This is a genomic window from Bacillota bacterium, assembly GCA_040754315.1.
GTDB lineage: Bacteria > Bacillota > Sulfobacillia > DUSP01 > JBFMCS01 > JBFMCS01.
This window is the reverse complement of sequence record JBFMCS010000021.1, coordinates 1-18,624: the sequence shown is the minus strand read 5'-3', so window position 1 is coordinate 18,624 and position 18,624 is coordinate 1. Positions and strand designations below refer to the sequence as shown.

The 18,624-nt window shown below is 60.6% G+C and carries 20 protein-coding genes and 1 pseudogene; 1 reads left to right on the top strand and 20 read right to left on the bottom strand.

Annotation, left to right across the window (positions count from 1 at the left end):
* Positions 1-228 precede the first annotated feature (228 nt).
* The 18 genes and pseudogenes from AB1576_04380 to alr all read right to left on the bottom strand — a co-directional run bounded on the left by AB1576_04380 (position 229) and on the right by alr (position 16,949).
* Positions 229-486 (bottom strand): hypothetical protein, encoded by a 258-nt coding sequence (locus AB1576_04380; GenBank protein MEW6081009.1) that lies wholly within the window; start codon positions 484-486, stop codon positions 229-231.
* Between the two features lie 1,221 nt (positions 487-1,707).
* Positions 1,708-2,232 carry a hypothetical protein gene (locus AB1576_04375; protein MEW6081008.1) on the bottom strand — a complete coding sequence of 175 codons (525 nt, stop codon included), beginning with the start codon at positions 2,230-2,232 and terminating at the stop codon, positions 1,708-1,710.
* A 99-nt stretch (positions 2,233-2,331) separates the two neighbouring features.
* Positions 2,332-2,769 carry an MOSC domain-containing protein gene (locus AB1576_04370; protein ID MEW6081007.1) on the bottom strand — a complete coding sequence of 146 codons (438 nt, stop codon included), beginning with the start codon at positions 2,767-2,769 and terminating at the stop codon, positions 2,332-2,334.
* A gap of 16 nt (positions 2,770-2,785) precedes the next feature.
* On the bottom strand, positions 2,786-4,381 hold the full coding sequence (locus AB1576_04365; GenBank protein MEW6081006.1) for an FAD-binding protein: 1,596 nt from the start codon (positions 4,379-4,381) through the stop codon (positions 2,786-2,788).
* Positions 4,382-4,395: 14 nt separating this feature from the next.
* Complete coding sequence (locus AB1576_04360; protein ID MEW6081005.1) at positions 4,396-5,103, bottom strand: 4Fe-4S dicluster domain-containing protein; 708 nt, start codon at positions 5,101-5,103, stop codon at positions 4,396-4,398.
* Positions 5,104-5,122: 19 nt separating this feature from the next.
* A complete protein-coding gene (locus AB1576_04355; GenBank protein MEW6081004.1) occupies positions 5,123-5,953 on the bottom strand; it encodes an FAD/NAD(P)-binding protein in 831 nt (276 codons plus the stop codon).
* Positions 5,950-6,969, bottom strand: coding sequence for a 4Fe-4S dicluster domain-containing protein (locus tag AB1576_04350; GenBank protein ID MEW6081003.1), 1,020 nt, complete (start codon positions 6,967-6,969; stop codon positions 5,950-5,952). The genes AB1576_04355 and AB1576_04350 overlap by 4 nt, the downstream gene beginning before the upstream one ends.
* On the bottom strand, positions 6,966-7,964 hold the full coding sequence (locus AB1576_04345) for a Coenzyme F420 hydrogenase/dehydrogenase, beta subunit C-terminal domain (GenBank protein ID MEW6081002.1): 999 nt from the start codon (positions 7,962-7,964) through the stop codon (positions 6,966-6,968). The genes AB1576_04350 and AB1576_04345 overlap by 4 nt, the downstream gene beginning before the upstream one ends.
* Complete coding sequence (locus tag AB1576_04340; protein MEW6081001.1) at positions 7,961-8,383, bottom strand: hydrogenase iron-sulfur subunit; 423 nt, start codon at positions 8,381-8,383, stop codon at positions 7,961-7,963. Before AB1576_04340 ends, AB1576_04345 begins: the two co-directional genes overlap by 4 nt.
* The gene (locus tag AB1576_04335) at positions 8,374-10,353 is read right to left on the bottom strand and encodes a CoB--CoM heterodisulfide reductase iron-sulfur subunit A family protein (protein ID MEW6081000.1); all 1,980 of its coding nucleotides are present in this window, start codon (positions 10,351-10,353) and stop codon (positions 8,374-8,376) included. The genes AB1576_04340 and AB1576_04335 overlap by 10 nt, the downstream gene beginning before the upstream one ends.
* Before the next feature lies 1 nt (position 10,354).
* The gene (locus AB1576_04330) at positions 10,355-11,236 is read right to left on the bottom strand and encodes a CoB--CoM heterodisulfide reductase iron-sulfur subunit B family protein (protein ID MEW6080999.1); all 882 of its coding nucleotides are present in this window, start codon (positions 11,234-11,236) and stop codon (positions 10,355-10,357) included.
* Positions 11,237-11,276: 40 nt separating this feature from the next.
* Entirely contained in the window at positions 11,277-11,678 is a 402-nt protein-coding gene (locus AB1576_04325; protein ID MEW6080998.1) for a 4Fe-4S dicluster domain-containing protein, read from the bottom strand.
* A gap of 64 nt (positions 11,679-11,742) precedes the next feature.
* Positions 11,743-12,987, bottom strand: coding sequence for a malic enzyme-like NAD(P)-binding protein (locus tag AB1576_04320; GenBank protein MEW6080997.1), 1,245 nt, complete (start codon positions 12,985-12,987; stop codon positions 11,743-11,745).
* A gap of 19 nt (positions 12,988-13,006) precedes the next feature.
* Positions 13,007-13,555: a Fe-S-containing hydro-lyase gene (locus AB1576_04315; GenBank protein ID MEW6080996.1), complete on the bottom strand. Its 549-nt coding sequence runs from the start codon at positions 13,553-13,555 to the stop codon at positions 13,007-13,009.
* Positions 13,556-13,568: 13 nt separating this feature from the next.
* Positions 13,569-14,411, bottom strand: coding sequence for a fumarate hydratase (locus AB1576_04310; GenBank protein MEW6080995.1), 843 nt, complete (start codon positions 14,409-14,411; stop codon positions 13,569-13,571).
* 173 nt (positions 14,412-14,584) lie between these two features.
* Complete coding sequence (locus tag AB1576_04305; protein MEW6080994.1) at positions 14,585-14,956, bottom strand: DUF3870 domain-containing protein; 372 nt, start codon at positions 14,954-14,956, stop codon at positions 14,585-14,587.
* 218 nt (positions 14,957-15,174) lie between these two features.
* Positions 15,175-15,820, bottom strand: a pseudogene (locus tag AB1576_04300) (serine hydroxymethyltransferase).
* A 1-nt stretch (position 15,821) separates the two neighbouring features.
* On the bottom strand, positions 15,822-16,949 hold the full coding sequence (gene alr / locus AB1576_04295) for an alanine racemase (GenBank protein ID MEW6080993.1): 1,128 nt from the start codon (positions 16,947-16,949) through the stop codon (positions 15,822-15,824).
* Positions 16,950-17,197: 248 nt separating this feature from the next.
* On the opposite strand from alr, the gene AB1576_04290 reads away from it, so the two are divergent.
* On the top strand, positions 17,198-17,389 hold the full coding sequence (locus tag AB1576_04290) for a hypothetical protein (protein ID MEW6080992.1): 192 nt from the start codon (positions 17,198-17,200) through the stop codon (positions 17,387-17,389).
* A gap of 142 nt (positions 17,390-17,531) precedes the next feature.
* On the opposite strand, the gene AB1576_04285 is transcribed toward AB1576_04290, so the two are convergent.
* Together AB1576_04285 and AB1576_04280 are read right to left on the bottom strand one after the other, a co-directional pair.
* Positions 17,532-17,960: a DUF86 domain-containing protein gene (locus AB1576_04285; GenBank protein ID MEW6080991.1), complete on the bottom strand. Its 429-nt coding sequence runs from the start codon at positions 17,958-17,960 to the stop codon at positions 17,532-17,534.
* Positions 17,957-18,352, bottom strand: coding sequence for a nucleotidyltransferase domain-containing protein (locus AB1576_04280; protein MEW6080990.1), 396 nt, complete (start codon positions 18,350-18,352; stop codon positions 17,957-17,959). The genes AB1576_04285 and AB1576_04280 overlap by 4 nt, the downstream gene beginning before the upstream one ends.
* Positions 18,353-18,624: the final 272 nt, after the last annotated feature.

The following is an 18,624-nucleotide window of genomic DNA, read 5'->3' as shown; positions in this document are numbered from 1 at the left end:
CTGAGCACCTGGATTGGGCTGGTGTCGAACACCACCTGCGGAAATGGGCGGCTCACGCCGGGAGAATGTAGCATCCTTGCGTACAGCAGCGGAAATCCTGACGAAATGGAGAGCCCAATCCTACTGGAAAAACCAGCCCTGAGCCAAACAGCAAGAGATCCACAGCCAGCGGGTTCAGTTTCGCAAGAACAAATTCAATCGTACCCTTTCACGTCTATCAGAGAGAATTTACACCAACAATCCGGACTTGACCAAAGCTAAGGAGATGGTTGTTGATGAACTCGGAACCGTTATCTGAATCGAACCCTTTGACCTGAAACGGAAGACGTCTAAATACCTTCTGGAGGGCTTCAATACCCATTTCCTGGCCTTGTTCTTGACCGTGACGGTTTCCGTCCATCTCGTGGCCACGTCTACCACGTCAAGGGTCTGAGCATACTCCCCCTTGGCACTTCCACCGTCATGAGCCACAAGGTCTATCTCCAAGAACCCAGGCTCCGTGTCGTTCCAATCGGCGAAGGTCTTGGCGGGGATGTCGTTTTTCAGGAGGGAGCCGGGTTTAGTACCGGTCCGCCCCTTTAACTATCCTGAAAACCCGGGCCAGCGGGCATAAATGGGCACAAATATTCTGCCAGGCCCAGTGATTAACAGCCACCGCCTGTCTACAGGTAGCGTTTATTTACGGAAGCTAATCTGCAGCTTCCACCGTAACTTTGAGGCCAAGTGACTCTAACCGCTTGATGGAGTTCTTAATCACTGTATCTTTCTTGCGCCGGTCGAAGTAATCGGCTCCGAGTTCCAAATAGGGCTCATGTCTTTTCAAGATATGGTAGGCCATAACAAGTATGCTGTGACCGACAGCAACAGCAGCACGGTTACCGCCCGCAGCCACGCCTCCTTCCCTGAGGCCTTCCTTTGTAGCCGCATCTTAGAACCCTGGCAGCATAGGAGCGATTATAATCTACCAGTTCCATAAGATCGTCTAAGAGACACCCCTAGGCCTTCTTCGAAGCCCTTCGATACTTCACGGCCAACTCCCTCACCACAGCCCTCTTCTAGGCCAAAGTGAGCGCCACGGTTTCTTCTCCTCTCATGTTATGGTCATCTAGAGTTCGAACCATCCATGGCACCTCCCTTCTTCGAGTACTTTTTTGTCTTGATGCAATGACCTCATTTCGAGTACCTTTTGGTTGATGCAAGTCGATGACTTGACACTCTTTGCGAGGTTGGCTGCGATCAACTCGGAAGATCTACCTTCCACATGCGAGAAGGGTAGGCTCTTGAAGGCGGGCCTTCTCGCCTGTCCTATTTGAAACACACTTCCTCCGGTTCGTCTCTCATACCCCAATCCCTTCCATACACCGTCAACTAGTACCGGATTCCCCTCCCTCTTCAACGACATACTCTCCCGGTGCCAACACTTTTGAGGTTGCGGAATCGTGGGAACGGCTTAAGAGCGAAGCCGAGGTTCTGTAACAAGGGCAAGACCCAGGGAGTCGAGGGGGGCCCTGAACTCCAGTAAAACCCATCCACCGCCATCACCAGGACACTGCCTTAGCCAAGCGAATCTCTATGACCAAGCATAGTATTAGCAGCACTGTGTTACGGCAAAGGCCCTAAGGCCCGGTTCAAGTCTGGAAGACCCCCGTCTTTATACCACTGCGCGGCATCCTCATCCAGAGAACCTTCCCCTACCCATCTGGGGCTTCAACGGAGCGACAGGCTAAGATCCCCAAACACCACGCTGGCCTTTATGGTCAGGTGCTTCTCTCCTTCCTGGAAGGCAGGTGTCCTGTACACATACTCGCCAAAGGAGATGCTGCTCCCGTCGGGCATCCGGGCGGAAGAGAAGGCTGCATGCACCTCAACCCTGGCCGGGATCTCCTTGTCCAGCAGCAGGGTACCGTCGGCGAATATCACGTTGGCCTCCGAACGCCCGCTGCCCGGGTGCCCAGAGTAGTCGATGACGGCTTGGCCGAAGATGACGTTGTACGGGCCAGGGTCCGTGGTCACACGCAGGTTCCTCTCCCCAAAGAGCACCGTGTTCCTGTCCGGGGATACGTGGAAGCCGCCTACAAGTATGCTTATACCGATGAAGATGAAGAACACGGCGAACACTATCCTGAACACGGGCATGTTCATGTTGAACACCGTGTTCAGGATGGCCAGCACACCGATGACTATGAGCAAGAGACCCCAGAATGCGCCGGTGAAGATAAAGCCCATTCTCATCACCCTTCCCTCCCTGAGACACCCTGTCTCGGATGGATTAGGACAGATCCGCAAGGCCCCTCCTTCTTTGAAGGCCCCGCTTGGGCGGGGCCTTCAGGCTCAACTTGTCAGTGCTGTCACACCATCACCGGGCTTTACCTTGCCACCTTCCAGAACCCGCACGAATATGCCCTCCCGGGGCATTACGCAGTCCCCAACCATATGGTACACTGCGCACTTGGTATGGCACACCTTCCCGATCTGGGTGACCTCGACCAGGGCCTCCCCTATCCTCATCCTGGTCCCGACGGGCAGGGACGGCAGGTCGATCCCCTCCGTGGTGATGTTCTCGGCGAAGGCCCCCGGGGCCACATCCAGCCCCTGGGCTTTCATGCGATCGATGCTCTCGAGGCCGAGGAGGCTCACCTGCCGGTGCCACTTCCCGGCGTGGGCATCACCCCTGATACCCCATTCCTTGTGCAGATCAACCTCGGGCACGGCTTCCTTCTGGGTCTGCTTCTTCTCGCTGACGCACACTGCAACTACCCTGCCAGGCACTGACCGCACTTCCTTCCTAGCGTCCTACGTAGTCCGGGAGGAGCATGGGTGAACATGCCTTGCCCAGACCGGCTCCCTCCAGCTCCTCGTCGAAATCCTTGATATGATCAAGGCTGGGCTTGCCCACCCGGATGCCAGCAACCCTCTCAGCGGCGTGACGGCCGGCCCTCCTTCCGAACACCAGTATGTCCAGAAGGCTGTTGCCCATGAGACGGTTCCTCCCGTGGATCCCGCCGGCGGCCTCTCCCGCGATGTAGAGGTTAGGGATCTGGCTGCTCTGGCCGAACTCATCTATCTCCACCCCACCGTTCTGGTAGTGCAGGGTTGGGTAGATCAGGATGGGGTCCACGCTCATGTCTATCCCGAACCTCTCATACTGGCGGAACATGGCGGGCAGCTGGGCCTTCACGGTGCCCGGTCCATGAATGAGCTCTATCATGGGGCTGTCCAGCCACACACCAGGCTGCCCCGTAACTGTTGCAAAGCCCTTCTTCCTCTCCTGGCACTCCCTGATAATGGCCGAGGACACGGCGTCCCGGGTTTCCAGGGGGAACACGAACTGCTCTCCCTCGGCATTCACCAGCTGGGCGCCAATGCCCCGGACCTTCTCCGTTACCAGCTGCCCCAGCATCTGCTCGGGGAAAGCCACGCCAGTGGGGTGAAACTGGGTGGCATCCAGGAACACCAGCCTGGCGCCGGCCCTGTAGGCCATGACAAGGCCGTCAGCAGTGGCTCCGTAGTGGTTGCTGGTGGGGAACCCTGACACGTGGAGCCGCCCGAAGCCTCCAGTAGCCAGGATGGTGGTCTTGGCTCTTACCACCATACCCTCTTGGGTTTCCATGTTCTTCAGGACCGCGCCAGCGCACTTGCCCTCATCATCCAGGACGAGTTCCAGCGCAGGGCAGAATTCTATCACCGGGATGCAGCGGTTCCTCATCTCGTCCCTTAGTGTCCTCATGATCTCGGCCCCGGTGTAGTCCCGGGCGAAGTGCATCCTCTTCCGGGAGGTGCCACCCCCATGGATGGTCTGCATGGTGCCATCCGCTTCCTTCGAGAACATGCAGCCGAGGTCCTCCAGCCACTTGATGACCAGCGGCGCATCATTGGTGAGGGCCCTTACCAGTTCCGGGCGGTTTGTAAAGCCACCACCCCCTATCACATCCAGGTAGTGGATGACAGGGGAATCGTTGGGCTTATCCGCCGCCTGGATGCCTCCCTGGGCCATCATGGTGTTGGCGTCTCCCAGGCGGAGTTTTGTCACCAGGAGCACTTCGGCCCCGATCTCGTGGGCGGTGAGGGCCGCAGAGGCCCCCGCGCCGCCACCGCCTATGACCAAGACGTCCACATCGTACTCGGGCGCGTCCAGGGGCACATGGCCGGCGTCGATAAGGCTCCGGGCCTCCAGGAGGTCCACCATCTCGTGGGGCATCCGGTCCCCCGCGCTGGGCCCAACCCTCACGGGCCTCTGGGTGTCTTCGCGGTAGTCCGGGTGGAAGCCCTTGAGGAGGGCGTCCTTCTCTTCCGGTGCCAGCCGCGGGTGCTTCTCCTCAAGCCTGCGCGCGCGGGTCTCCTCCACCTTGCGGATAGAGGCGCGCATCTCGTCGGTGTACACCTAGTCTTCCCTCCTCAGGACTCAATGTCGCGAGTGTTGTAGAGCTCTTTCAGCTCATCGATGCTCATGTTGGCCATCCTGTCCAGCTCCTGGTCGTATTTTCTACCCTCGATCTCACGGACCCGTTCCGCCAGGTGGCCGGCCGGGGGCGCTATGTACCTGGAATAGAGGCGCCTGGCAAGGATGGCCACGTTGTACTGGACCTCCTCCGCAGGACACCGGGAGGCGCAGAGGCCGCACATGATGCAGTCGAAGGATATGCCCGCGACCTTGGCTATGTCACCGCGCATGGCCTTGGCCATGTAGTCCATGACGTCGAGTCCCTGGGGACAGGCCTTGGTGCAGGTATTGCACCCGACACACCGGGGGAGCTCAGGGTACAGCTGCACCAGGGTGGCCAGGTTGGGTTTGAGTTCCTCCAGGTTGTAGAGGGCCTTGTTCGCAGGGTAGAAGGGGATCTGCGTGAGGTGCATGCCCTCCTCCACCACGGTCTGGCAGGCAAGCCCGACCTTGAGCCTGTAATCACCCTGGGTACGGAATACTGTGCCGCAGGCCCCGCAGAACCCGCCCCGGCACCCGGCCCCTCTCACCAGGCGGTAGCCTGAATACTCCAGTGCCCTCATGATGGTGAGGCCCTTCGGAACCTCATAGCGCTTCCCCATTATGTAAATGGTGCTCATCTCGGGGGCAGCGCTGTCTATGACAGCTTCGGGTTGAGCCATTTCTCTTCCCCCTTTGGCCTCAATATTCCTGAGGCATCTGCCTCAACTGCTCGCAGGTGAAGACGGGGCCGTCCACACAGACATACTTCTCCCCGATGTTGCACCTCCCGCACTTGCCTATCCCGCACTGCATTTTCAGCTCCAAGGTTGTGACTATCTGGTTGTCCCTGAACCCCAGTTTCTCCAGGGACTGGAGGGTGAACTTGATCATGATTGGCGGACCGCAGGTGACGGCTATGGTGTTTTCCGGGGACGGGGCAAGTTCCTCCAGGTAGTGAGGGACCAGGGCAACCGCGCCCTTCCAGGAGTCATCCCCCATGTCAACTGTGAGGTGAACCCCTGCATCCTCCCCCTTGGGCCAGTTGTCGAAGATCTCTCTCTTGAAGCACAGGTCCTGAGGCGACCGGGCCCCGTAGAGGATGTCAACCTTCTGGAAGTCTCTCCGGGTGTCCAGGCAGTAGTTGATCAGGGATCTCAGTGGTGCAAGCCCTATGCCTCCACCGATGAAGAGCAGGTTCTTGCCCTTCCACTCCTCAACGGGGAAGGAGTTGCCGTAGGGACCTCTCACCCCTATCTTGTGTCCGGGTTCAGCCTGGTGGAGGGCCCCGGTGACCCTGCCCGCCCGCTTCACGCTGAACTCCAGCGGGCCCTTCCTCGAGCAGGTGGAGGTAATGGAGATCATGGACTCTCCCACGCCGAATATGGAGAGCATTGCGCACTGGCCGGGACGGTAGGGGAAGATCTCACCGTCATCCGGCTGGACTATGAAGGTCTTGACGTCCTGGGCGCCTGTCTCCGGTATGATGTCCTTTATAGTGGCTATCGTGGGGATGAGTGGGTTTGGGCTCATGAGACCACCCCCTCAAGGCCGGTTATCACGCCGAGTATGTGGAGGCCAACCGGGCACTTAATGACGCAGCGCCCGCAGCCAGCACACTGGTACTCGCCGTAGGTGTCCACAAAGTAGTTGAGCTTGTGCATGAAGCGCTGGCGGACCCTCTCCTTCTTCGTGGGCCTGGGGTTGTGGCCTCCCGCCATGAGCACGAAGTCCTTGAACTGGCAGGCGTCCCATCCCCGCATGCGCTTGCCCCGGGTGCCCCTGGGCGCGTCGAAGACGGCGAAGCAGTAGCAGGTAGGGCAGACGAAGGTGCAGATGCCGCAGCTGTGGCACCTGTGGGAGAGTTCCTCCCAGTAGGGGTGGTCGAACAGGGGCTCCGTCTTGTGCTGGAGTCCTTCTACCGGTAGTCCCTCAGCCCAAGGTACCGGTGTCTCCTGGCAGTGGGCCCTGGCGTCCTCGCCCTGGCCAGCCGGAGCCTCTTCCGTGAATCCCTCCAGTCCTGCCAGGACCCTCTCTCCCCTTCCTGTCAGGGCCTGCACGTAGTAGGCCCCGTCTTTGGGGTAGAACATCACGTCCGAACCCCGCTCCCCGGCGGGAGAGCCTCCCATGGCCCGGCAAAAGCAGTAGGGGCCAGCCTCCTTGCAGGCCAGGCTCATCACCACCGTAGCGTCCCTGCGCCGCCGGAAGTTCTCGTCGGTAAACTCCCCTCCCAGGAACACCTGGGCGTTCATCTCCAAGGCCGCGGCGTCGCAGGGCCTGGTGCCGAAGACTACCTGGGGCGAGGCGGGAGCGGGCTCCTTCAGGGTGAGGTCCTCGTATCCCCCGGCGAACTCCAGGAGGGTGTCGGTCTGGGGATAGAGCACGTCCTTCAGGGTATTCTCTGGGTTTATGTATCCCTGGGCCAGGTCCTGGCCCTTCCATTCTGTGATAACGATGAGGCCGTCCTCCTTTACGGGGGCATACACCCGGGCCTCCCCGGCCAGTGCCTCCAGGCACTGCCTGATACTGCCTTGGGGTATCATCTTCATGCGGTTTCCGCCTCCTTGAGCCAGCCCTCTGGGTCATCGGGGCAGAACTTGCCCAGGGGCTCCACCTCCGACGGCCTGTGGGGCGCTGGCTCACCGAAGAGGTCCCTGATGTCCTTCATAAACTTTTCGTTTAGGAGCATGAGGGGTATCCCCACAGGGCAGGCCCTCTGGCACTCGCCGCAGGCGACGCAGCGGCCTGCCACGTGATAGGCCCTGGTAAAGTGGAACATGAACTGCTCGGGCAGGTCTGTGCTCCGGCTGAGCCACTCAGGTTCCCTCTCATCTAGGGAGCACACCGAGCAATTGCAGGCCGGGCACACGTTCCTGCAAGCGAAGCAGCGAAGGCACCGCTGGAACTGCCTGGCCCAGAACTCGTAGCGCTCGTCTGGAGAGAGGCTCTCCACCTGGGTTACCCCTGAGAAGTCCCTCTTACCGGCAGGCCCCTCCTGGACAGGATCGCCAAGGAGCACATCATAGACCCTGGGGGTGGGATCCTCGCAGGTGAGGCACTTATCCATGAGGCATCCAGCCTTGGCCAACCGGTGGCTGCCCCGGGTTGTCATCACCGCAACATGATCCTTTTCCACCTGGGCCGACACGGGTTCCTCACCGGTGACCTCCAGCACCTTGCCGGGGTCCACGATGCCGTGGCAAGCGATGCCGATGATGTAGAGCTCGTCCCGGGGTACCCGGTTATCCGCCATCAAACGCTCAAGGCCCAGGGCGTCACAGCCCTTGGCAACGATGGCCACGGGAGGGAGCGGCTCCCCTGAGAGTGCATCCGGGGAGACCGCCTCATCCAGCACGTACTTGGCAAGCCCGGCTCCGCAGAACTCGTTGAGCACGAGAGCCCCGGCCCTCTCGGGGTCCTTCAGGAAGAACGCCACAGGCCTTGCTGCCTCAAGCCCCTCGGTGTAGCCTATAAACAGCCTGGCCTTCCCGGTCTTCATGAGATCCTCGGCCGTCTTTCTCACTTGGGTTTGGTGTTCTCTCATGGCTCTTCCCTCATTTTCCTGTTAGGACCAAGCGCCTGGATGTCACGGGTCATCTCCTTAACCACCTGGGCAAACCGCGCGCCCTCGGCGGCGGATATCCATTCCACCCTGAACCTCTCGGGCTCTATGCCCATGTATCCAAGGAAGCGCTGGACCAGAGAATACCTGCGCCTTGTGAACAGGTTGCCGGAGGTGTAGTGACAGTCACCCGGGTGGCACCCTGCCACCAGCACGCCGTCGGCGCCCCTCTGGAAGGCCCGGATCACGAAGGATGGGTTAACCCGGCCGGAGCAAGGAACCCTGACGAGCCTGATGGAGGAGGGGTACTGCATGCGACTGGTGCCCGCCAGGTCGGCGCCAGCGTAGGTGCACCACCGGCAGGCAAAGCCCACTATCTTGGGCTGCCACTCTACAGGCATAGGGCTTCCACCTCCGCTAGGATCTGTTCATTCGTGAACCCCTTGAGGTTCATAGCCCCGTCACGGCAGGCCACGGTGCAGGCTCCACACCCCTGGCACAGGCCGGGGTTCACTGATGCCACCTGGCGCCTCACGGTCTTGCGGCCCACCCTTTCCTCCTTGGTCTGGGGCGAAATGGCCTGGTAGGGACATACCGGGACGCACCAGAGGCACCCCGAGCACTTGGCCTCGTCCACAACGGATACCAGTGGTTCCGCCTCCATCTCCTCCTTGGAGAAGAGGGCGATGACCTTGGACGCCGTCCCGGAGGCCTGGGCCACGGACTCGGGTATGTCCTTGGGGGCCTGTACCGAACCGGCAAGGTAGATGCCCCTGGTCATGGTCTCAACGGGCCTCAGCTTGGGGTGGGCCTCGTTGTAGAAGCCATGCTCATCGGTGGCCACCTTCAGCACCTGCGCCAGCTCCTTGGCTCCCACCCTGGACACGGCCGCAGTGGCCAGGACCACCAGGTCGGCGGCGATCTCCACGTTCTCTCCGGAGAGGGTGTCAACACCCTTCACCATCACCTTGTCGCCCTCCTGGTACACCTTGGAGACCCTTCCGCGAAGGTAGAGGGTGCCATCATGCTCGATGCCCCTCTGGACGAACTCCTCGTAGCCCTTCCCTCCGGCCCTGATGTCCATGTAGAAGATGTAGGCCTGCCCGCCAGGCACCTTGTGCCTGTAGAGCATGGCGTGTTTCGCCGTGTACATGCAGCATATCTTGGAGCAGTAGGGTTTGCCCTTGTCGGGGTCCCGGGAACCGGCACACTGGATGAACACCACTTCCTTGGGGATCCTCCCGTCAGAGGGCCTGCGGATCACGCCCTCGGTGGGTCCCGAGGAGGAGTTCAGCCTCTCAAATGCCAGGCCGTCAATGACATCGGGGTACTTGCCGTATCCATACTCGGCAAAACACTCCCTGGGCATGAGGTCAAACCCCGTGGCCACCACGATGGCGCCCACCTGCTCCTCCGCTATGGTCTCTTCCTGCTGGAAGTCCACTGCCTCCACAGGGCACACCTTCTCGCACACCCTGCAGCGGCCCTTCTCGAAGTAGATGCAGTGATCCTTGTGGATCACAGGGCGGTAGGGCACGGCCTGGGGGAAGTTCACCCCGATGGCCTTTAGAACCCCCATTCCCCTCTCGAAGTCGCTGGGGATCTTCTTCGGGCACTTCTCCTGGCAGAGCATGCAGCCTATGCACTTTTGCCAGTCAACAAAGGCGGGCTTCCGGGCTATTTTCGCCGTGAAGTTCCCGACATAGCCCGCGATCTCCCTGACCTCACTGTAGGCCATGAGCTTGATGAGGGGGTGGCGGCCAACCTCGGCGGTCTTGGGCGTGAGGATGCACGAAGCGCAGTCCAGTGTTGGAAAGGTCTCGGAGAGCTGCGCCATCCTGCCGCCTATGTTGGGCTCCCTCTCCACTAGGACAACAGGATAGCCGGCCTCCGCTATGTCCAGGGCCGCCTGCATCCCGGCGATGCCGCCCCCGATGACCAAGGCCTTCTTGGTGACGGGGATCCTCAGGGCTTCCAGGGGTATGTCCCTGCGAACCTTCTCCACCATGGCCCTGACTATCTCGATGGACTTGGCCGTGGCCTCCTCCTTGTCTTCATGCACCCAGCTGCACTGCTCCCGTATGTTCGCTATCTGCACCTGGTAGGGGTTGAGCCCTGCCGCCTGGGCGGCCTGGCGGAAGGTGGCCTCATGCATGCTGGGGGAGCAGGCTGCCACCACCACCCCGTCCAGCTTCTTTTCTTCTATGGCCTTCTTGATGAGGTTCTGCCCCGGGTCGGAACACATGTACTTGTAGTCCTCCGAGTGGACCACTCCGGGGATCCCTGCGGCCGCCTCCGCCACCCGCTTGACGTCAACGGTACCGGCGATGTTCAGGCCGCACCAGCACACGAATACCCCGATCCTCCGCAAATCAGTTCACCTCGGGTATCAGCATTTTCTCCCTCAGAAGCGGCCGGGGATCGACCTCGTGCGCGTCGAAGCCGCACACGTCCTCGCCGGCGCCCAGGGCCAGGGCCAGGAGCTGGCTGAAGTAAACCACGGGGAGAGTGCGGAACCCCGTGTCCTGCCTGGCCAGGGCACCCTGCTTGGCGTCAAGATTATAAAGACACATCGGACAGCTGGTCACCATGATATCCGCTCCAGCGCTCGAGGCAGACCTCAGGATGGACCTGGCCGCCGCCAGTGTCCGGTCCTCGGCGGGCACTGAGAGATAGGCGCCACAGCACTCCGTCTTGAAGGGGAAGTCTACGGGCTCGGCCCCCAGGGCCTTGGTGAACTCCTCCATGATGGTGGGGGACTCCACGTCATCGAACTCCATCTCCTCAGGGGGTCTGAGCAAAAGGCAGCCGTAGTACGATGCCACCTTGAGCCCCTCAAGGCTATGGATGATTCTCTGGGCGAGGCCCTCGAAGGTAGTGTCCTTCCTGATCACCTCGAGGAGGTGATACACGTGTCTCTCGCCCTGGTAGTCCTTCTCCACGAAGGCCTGGAGCTTGGCCCGGGTCTCCTTGTTCGTCTTCACCAGCCGGTTCGTCCTCCTCAAGACGTTCAGGCAACCGGAGCACAGGGTTACCAGGTCCGTGCCGGCCTCGTGGGAGGAGGCGAGCGTCCGGTAGGGGGATACTAGGTAGATGATGGCATCAGTAGCCAGGGGGAACACGGCGCCGCAGCACTGCCAGTCCTCCAGCTCCACCAGGTCAATTCCCATCTTCCGGGCGGCCTCTCGGGTGGACATGTCGAAGTCCCTTGCCTGCTGGTGCAGGGTACACCCTGGAAAGTAACTGTACTTCATAGGCCTCAACCTTTCCGGGCGGAAGGTGGTGCCCTCCGTCCTAGCTGTTGAACTTCCTGTAGCAGCTCACGATGGCCTGCTGCGGGGCCTTCGCCAGCACCTCCGGGGGCACATCGGCGGGCTCTAGCCGGTGGTAGCCCCTCCGGAGGAGTATGACCCGGAGCGCCTCCATGATCTTGGAAAGGTCCACGCCCTTTGGGCAACGAGCGGCGCAGGTGTGACACGAGGCGCACAGCCAGATGGCACTGGATCCCAGGGCCTCATCACCGGACCCCAGCTGGAGAAGGCGGATCACCCTGTGGGGAAGGGTCTCCATCTCAGACTCCAGGGGGCACCCGGCCGAGCACTTGCCACACTGGTAGCACACAGCCAGCCTCTCACCGCTTATCTCTTCGACCTTTTCTATGAGGTCGCTCTTGAGCTTCTCCCGGGAGATTCTCAAGGGAACCCTCCTTTCCTGTAGGAGGACTGGGCCGGGCCCAAGCCCGGCCCCTTGCTCAATTAGACTAGACGAAGAACTTGTTGGCCTCCTCCACCATGTGCTCGGTGTACTTCGCGACCCAAGCGGGGTCCTTGGGCAGCCTGGCGATGCCGGAGTCCATGGCCGCCTTGGCCACGTCCGCCGCAACCCTGGGGGCAACCCTCCGGTCAAACGCCGCGGGGATGACGTAGTCGGGTTTTAGTTCGCCCTCGCTGATGACGCTGGCTATGGCCTTGGCCGCGGCGATCTTCATGGCCTCATTGATGTCCTTTGACCTGACATCCAGGGCGCCCCTGAGGATGCCCGGGAACGCCAGCACGTTGTTGACCTGGTTGGGGAAGTCGGACCTCCCTGTGCCCACCACAGCAGCCCCTGCCGCCTTGGCCTCATCGGGGAAGATCTCGGGTACCGGGTTGGCCATGGCGAAAACGATAGCATCCTTGGCCATGCTCGCAACCATTTCCTTGGTGACGAGGCCGGGACCGGACAGGCCGATGAACACGTCCATGGCCCTCATTGCCTCGGCCAGGTCACCCTTGCGGTCCTCCTTGTTGGTCGCCAGGGCTATCTCTTCCTTGGCCCAGTTCATGCCCTCGGAGCGCCCCTTGTGCACGATTCCCACACGGTCCACCAGGATCACGTCGGCCACTCCCAAGTCCAGCATGAGCTTGGCCGACGCAATGCCGCCGGCGCCTGACCCCACGATGGTGACGCTGATGTCGGACATGTCCTTCCCTACAATCTTGAGGGCATTGAACATCGCGCCCGCCACAACCACCGCGGTACCGTGCTGGTCGTCATGGAATATGGGGATATCGGTCTCCTGTTTCAGCCTGCGCTCTATCTCAAAGCACCGGGGGCCGGAGATGTCCTCAAGGTTCACCCCTCCAAAGGTTGGCTCCAGCCACTTCACCAGCTGGACGATCTCATCCACGTCCTTGGTGTCGACGCACAGGGGGAAGGCATCCACCCCTGCGAAGCACTTGAACAGGATGCACTTGCCCTCCATCACCGGCATGGCCGCCTCCGGCCCGATGTCCCCGAGTCCTAGCACAGCCGTGCCGTCAGAAACCACAGCCACTAGGTTGGACTTGTTGGTGTAGTCGTAGACCAGGGCCTTGTCCTTGTGAATATCCCTGCAGGGTTCGGCCACACCAGGGGTGTAGGCCAGCGTCATGTCCCTCTTGTTGTTCACCGGAACCTTGCTGATGACCTCGATCTTGCCGATGAAGTCCTTGTGAAGCTTCAGGGCGTCTTCCCTCATTGACATGTCTCTTCCTCCCTTTTCTTTACCTGGCGTAGGCCTTGCGGCCCTCCACGTATATGTCGGTCCCAGAGGCGTCAATCCCTACCACCACAGGGAAACCCTCCACTTCCAGCCGGTAGATGGCCTCGGGACCCAGCTCGGGGTAGGCCACCACATCTGCCTTCTTCACGCACTTGGCCAAGTATGCCCCGGCCCCTCCAATGGCTAGGAGGTAAAGGGCTCCTTCCTTCTTCATTGCCTCAACAACATCCTTGGAACGAAACCCCTTGCCGATCATGCCCTTGAGCCCTATGCCAAGGAGGGCAGGGGTGTAGGCATCCATCCTGCCGCTGGTAGTGGGCCCGCAGGAGCCGATGACCTGGCCGGGCTTGGCGGGGCAGGGGCCTACGTAGTAGATGATCTGGCCCTTCAGGTCAACTGGGAGGGGCTCGCCCTTCTCCATGGTTTCCACCAGCCGCTTGTGGGCAGCGTCCCGCCCGGTGTAGATGACTCCGTCTATGAGAACCTTGTCCCCTGCCTCGAGGGAACGGATGGCCTCACCGGTCAGGGGAGCCTTGATCCTCTTCTCCACGGTCGTTCACCCCCTAAATGGTTGCTTCCGCGTGTCTTGCGGCATGGCACTGGATGTTTACGGCCGCTATCAGCGAAGCTATGTGGGAAGAGTAGGTCTCGATGTGCACGCCCAGGGCAGTGGTCCGGCCTCCGAGGCCCTGCGGCCCGATGCCCAGGGCATTGATGGCCTCCAGGGTCTCCTTCTCCAGCTGGGCGATGTGCTCCTTGGGGCTTGGCTGCCCCACTGGTCTCATGAGGGCCTTCTTGGCCAGGAGGGCGGCCTTCTCGAAGGTGCTGCCAACCCCCACACCCACGAGTATGGGAGGGCACGGGTTTGAGCCTGCCTTGTCTACTACCTCCACCACGAACTTCTTGACCCCCTCCATGCCCGCGGCTGGAGTAAGTCCCCGGGCCTGGCTCATGTTCTCCGAACCGCCGCCCTTGGGGGCCACCATGATCTTGACCTTGTCACCAGGGACAATGTCCGTGTAAACGATGGCTGGGGTGTTGTCCCCGGTGTTCTTCCTGAGGAAGGGGTCATCCGTCATGGACTTCCTCAGGTAGCCGTCGGAGTAGCCCCTGCGGACCCCCTCGTTGATGGCCTCCACCAGGCTGCCCCCGGTGAAGTGGACGTCCTGGCCCACCTCCATAAAAATCACGGCTGCCCCGGTATCCTGGCAGATGGGCATCCCCTCCCTGGCCGCAAGTCTCGCGTTCTCGATGATGACATCCATGATCTCCCGGCCGACCTCGGACTCCTCGTCTTCCTTCCCCTTCTCCAGGGCCGCCAGCACATCCTCTGGGAGCTGGTAGTTGGCCTTGATGCAGAGATCCCGGACCACATCCGTTACCTGGGACACCTGAACCTCCCTCACACTTGGTCCCTCCCCTCGTGCTTCTGTAAACAAACTTAGAACCGGCCTCCCCCTTGAAGCCGGTTCATCGCCTCTTCTGCCTCCGGGGTCATCCCCCGGTTGCCAGAGGCATGTAGGCTGCCGGCAGCTTCCGTTGAACCCGCTGGGTTCTTCGTCCGTGCCGGTTTAGACCTTTAGTCCCCGCGTGCGTCCGGGTTTTCCCGATAAGCCCTGAATTTTTCCCGGGCAATCTTCAGGGCCGTGATTATTGCCTTTTGTGCATTTCCATAGTAGCGTTTTTCCACCGCATTTACAAGGATGGCAAAGTCCTCGTCCAGGCGCCTGCCCTCAACCAGGTTGGCGAAGAACCGTCTCCCAACCTTAGTTGCCAGTGTACAGTCGGCGGCGATGATCTCCCCTGTCCTCGCCTTCACCTCAAGCCCGATACCCACCACCCTGAACATCTCGGTAGCGGTGATGCCTGCTGGGAGTTTGGCGTAACCGGTGAAGAAAAGGGTATCGCAGTGCTCAGCAAGACTCGCAGAACCCGGGTCTAGGCGGCCCAAGTTCCCATCCTCCCAACCTGTCGATTAGTCGTTCAGGTGTTTCAGACAATTCTACACCTTGGCCCCGGACTCCTCCTCAACAGCAAAGAAAAAGGGCAATAGCGCGGGGTCTACATCAAGGATACTAGTATCCTTCGAGGCCCTTCCCGACTTCTCCTTCTAACTTTCCGAGATAGATTTTCTAAACGGCCCTGCTGCTTCCTGGTCTCCGTCCCCGCCTACCAGAGTCCGGGGTAGAGGGGATAGGTCCTGTCAAGGACCTGTACCTCTCGGGCAGCCTGTGCTTTCGTGGCGGCGCCAGCAGGGTTCTTCAGGACCCGGGTTATGATCCTGGCTATCCTCTCCATGGCGTCCTCCGCCATGCCCCTGGTGGTGACCGCGGGCACGCCGATCCTTATGCCGCTGGTCACCATGGGCGGCCTGTTGTCAAAGGGAAGCGTGTTCTTGTTGACCGTGATCCCCACCTCGTCAAGGAGCCTCTCTGACTCCTTGCCCGTTATCCCACCGGCTCCAGGTCCACCAGCATCAGGGCTGTCCGTACCCCCGGAGACCAGGCGCATCCCTCCGGCCATCAGGCCCTCCGCCAAGGCCCTGGCTCCTGGTACTCCTTGAACCCCTGGGTTGATGCCTCCTTGAAGGCCACGGCCTTGGCAGCTATCACGTGCATGAGGGGACCCCCCTGGATCCCGGGGAACACCGACTTACCCTATCTTCATCTTCTCCTTGTATTGCTCCTTGCAGGACCAGGGCACCTCTGGCTTCCCTGAGGATCTTGTGCGTGGTGGTGGTTATAAAGTCAGTGTAGAGGGTTGGGTTGGGGTGTACTCCCGCAGCCATCAGGTCGGCAACGTGGGCCATGTCCACCTCAGAGGTGGACCCGGGGCACCCTCTCCCCTATCCTGGTGAGCACCTCGTGGGCGATGGTACCCATGCCGGAGGCTAGGTCATCTGCGGTGATGCGCTCATCCCCCTGGCGGCCCAGGAGCACCACGGTCTCTCCGAGGAGGTCCCTGGGATCCCCCAGGCTCCCGGGCACTCCCAGATCCAGCATCATCTGATCCATGCACACCCTGCCAATCACGGGAACCCTCTTTCCCTTCACCAGCACCTCTCCCCTGTTGGAGAATGCCCTGGAGTATCCATCGGCGTAGCCCACGGGCACCGTGGCTATAACCCTGTCGCCAGGGGTCCTGTGGGTTGAGCCGTAACCTATGAGCTCCCCACCGGGAACCACCTTCACCTGGACCGTCCGGGTCTTCCACTCCAGGCACGGCTCCAGCCTGGCTCTGCTCCTCAGGTGCTGCGAGGGGTAGTAGCCGTAGAGGCTCAATCCCGGCCTCGTCATGTCCAGGTGGGACCAGGGCAGGTCTAGGCAGGCTGCGCTGTTGGCGGTGTGTCTCAGGCCCGGGTCGAGGCCGGCTTCCTCCAGGAGCCTCAAGGCCCCCTGGAAGATCTCGAACTGCCTCCGAGTGTAGGACAGGTCCTCCCAGTCGGCACAGGCAAAATGGGTGAAGGTGCCCTCCAAGTGCACCCCAGGGGTATACTTGAGGGCTTGGATGAGATCCTCCATGCCAGAGCCGACCCTTGCTCCTATGCGCCCCATACCGGTGTCAACCTTCAGGTGAACCCGGGCTGCCCTCCCAGACTCCCTGGAGGCGGCCGCCGCCTGCCGCACGTGTTCCCCCGAGAAGACGGGAAAGCCCACATCCATCTTCACCGCTACCCTCATGGCTTCCGGAGACACGCCACCCAGGACCATCAAGGGACCTTCTATACCTGAGGCCCTGAGCTCCAGCGCCTCCTCCATGAGGGCAACCCCCAGCCACTCAGCTCCGGCCTCGAGGCAGGCCTTGGCTGCAGGCACCGCCCCGTGCCCGTAGGCAGAGGCCTTCACCACCGCCATCATCACAGCGCCCGGTGCCGTCAAGCGCAGAAGCTCCCTGACGTTGGCCTTAAGAGTCTCAAGATGCACTTCAGCCCAGGTAGGCCTCATCCCCCGGAAACCTTCCCCTGTGCCAGTCATGCTTGGATGGATCTCCTCTCAGGGTAGTTGTCAGACCTCCCATGACCCGCTATTTAGTTCCCCACCAAACCCTTTATTCCTCCCTGGAGGCCCCACCAGGTGAAGGGGTCTTTGCCGCCACGGGAACGGCCCTTCATCAAAATGGCCCACCATACTCTTCAAGGCGAGGCGCGGACCCGTCTTATCTTCTATGCAGCAGCCAGGAAGGCGTAAGCTCCATGGACATATTCACCACCACCATCGGGAGCAGCCCCATCTACGAGATGCACCTCGAAATCAAGGATTGGGAGACCTTCGCGAAGATCAGGAGCAAGCCCGATTTCGATCGCATTGGAGGTACCATTTCGGACTTCCTCCAGAACCCGATCAGGAGGTGCCTTCTCCCACAGCGCACGATCTTCAAGAAATAGGAGACCCCCTCCTTACGTCGCCCGGCCCACATCAGGGCCGGGCCTCTGTATTGGAGGGGGTCAGGTGATCAGTTCCGCTGGAACGCAGCCTTGCGCCGTTGGAAGCCCTGGCAGTGCCAAGGGAGGCGTTTCACACGCCTTCCTAACCCTCAATCCCCAGGGTCCTGCATAACACGTCCAGAAGGACACTCAGGTCTTTCGTGTGGTCGTGAAGTATCTCGTGGATCACTGAATCGTCTACATCCCAGTAGATGTGAACCAGACTGTTCCTGAATCTCGCCATCTCCCGGAAACCGGATAATGATTCCTCAGGAATAATGCCGGCTTCCCAGAGAACAATGAAGGTGTCCGCATAGTCCTCGGGCACCCTTAGCTTGTTCTTCGCGATCAAGTGCTGACCCACGTCTATGGCAGACTCGATGGCCATGATGAAGTTGTACTTTGCACTCGCGATCTTGTCAGCATCACGGATGAACTCTGAGGAAGGAACCTTTGCCAGGCGCTGCAAATGGAAAGACGCGGACCGCCACGCTGATATGAGCCTCTCCACCCTCATATGATCGTACTTCATGTCACTGGCTCTCCTCCAAAACACCGGCGGCGCACCGGCGCGAAGTCAAGGTACTCCTTCACGGATCGGGCCTGGAACTCAACCCGCTTGGTTGGCTCGTTCTCAAGTATCAGGCGCCCGTGCCGGAATACGCTGTAGCGAAAGGAGAGCGGCGCCATATTCAATGCCCTTACATCCACCGGGAAGCCCAGGACATCCTCAAGTTCTGTCTCCAGCCTTATCTCATAGCGAATGGAGTCCTTGCCTGTTACATCCGAGAGGTGGACGGCCAAGTCTATGTCCCGGAATGGTTCCCCTGAAGCAAAGGAGCCGTAAATGTACGCGAACCCTATTCCGGGCTTGGTCTCCAGGATGCGGGCAATCAGTCTTACTATATGCTGCCTCTCTCGCACGACGCCGTGCGCCTCTCAGCGAACAAGGTTACAGACCTCCCTGCTTCCTATACGCAGTTCTGGGGTCCGGGTCTTCTGCTGTCTCAAGCATACCAGAAATGGCAAGTGAAGAAACAGTACCGGTGAGTAGAAGGGAGTACCAGCAGAACTAGGGGGTCAGCGAGGTCTTTGCCCGAGTACAGCACGATGGGAGGGAATACCGTGGCCGATGTGTTCTTGAGAAAAGCTAGCGGACTGGTACGTGAGGTTGCGGCAAAGGACGTGGTATTCTA

Excerpts from the sequence above, each read along its gene's own strand:
- AB1576_04375 (MEW6081008.1), bottom strand. The coding sequence starts at position 2,232 with ATGAGAATGGGCTTTATCTTCACCGGCGCATTCTGGGGTCTCTTGCTC.
- AB1576_04360 (MEW6081005.1), bottom strand. The coding sequence starts at position 5,103 with ATGGCTCAACCCGAAGCTGTCATAGACAGCGCTGCCCCCGAGATGAGC.
- AB1576_04355 (MEW6081004.1), bottom strand. The coding sequence starts at position 5,953 with ATGAGCCCAAACCCACTCATCCCCACGATAGCCACTATAAAGGACATC.
- AB1576_04350 (MEW6081003.1), bottom strand. The coding sequence starts at position 6,969 with ATGAAGATGATACCCCAAGGCAGTATCAGGCAGTGCCTGGAGGCACTG.
- AB1576_04345 (MEW6081002.1), bottom strand. The coding sequence starts at position 7,964 with ATGAGAGAACACCAAACCCAAGTGAGAAAGACGGCCGAGGATCTCATG.
- AB1576_04340 (MEW6081001.1), bottom strand. The coding sequence starts at position 8,383 with ATGCCTGTAGAGTGGCAGCCCAAGATAGTGGGCTTTGCCTGCCGGTGG.
- AB1576_04330 (MEW6080999.1), bottom strand. The coding sequence starts at position 11,236 with ATGAAGTACAGTTACTTTCCAGGGTGTACCCTGCACCAGCAGGCAAGG.
- AB1576_04320 (MEW6080997.1), bottom strand. The coding sequence starts at position 12,987 with ATGTCAATGAGGGAAGACGCCCTGAAGCTTCACAAGGACTTCATCGGC.
- alr (MEW6080993.1), bottom strand. The coding sequence starts at position 16,949 with ATGAGGCCTACCTGGGCTGAAGTGCATCTTGAGACTCTTAAGGCCAAC.
- AB1576_04290 (MEW6080992.1), top strand. The coding sequence starts at position 17,198 with ATGGACATATTCACCACCACCATCGGGAGCAGCCCCATCTACGAGATG.
- AB1576_04285 (MEW6080991.1), bottom strand. The coding sequence starts at position 17,960 with ATGAAGTACGATCATATGAGGGTGGAGAGGCTCATATCAGCGTGGCGG.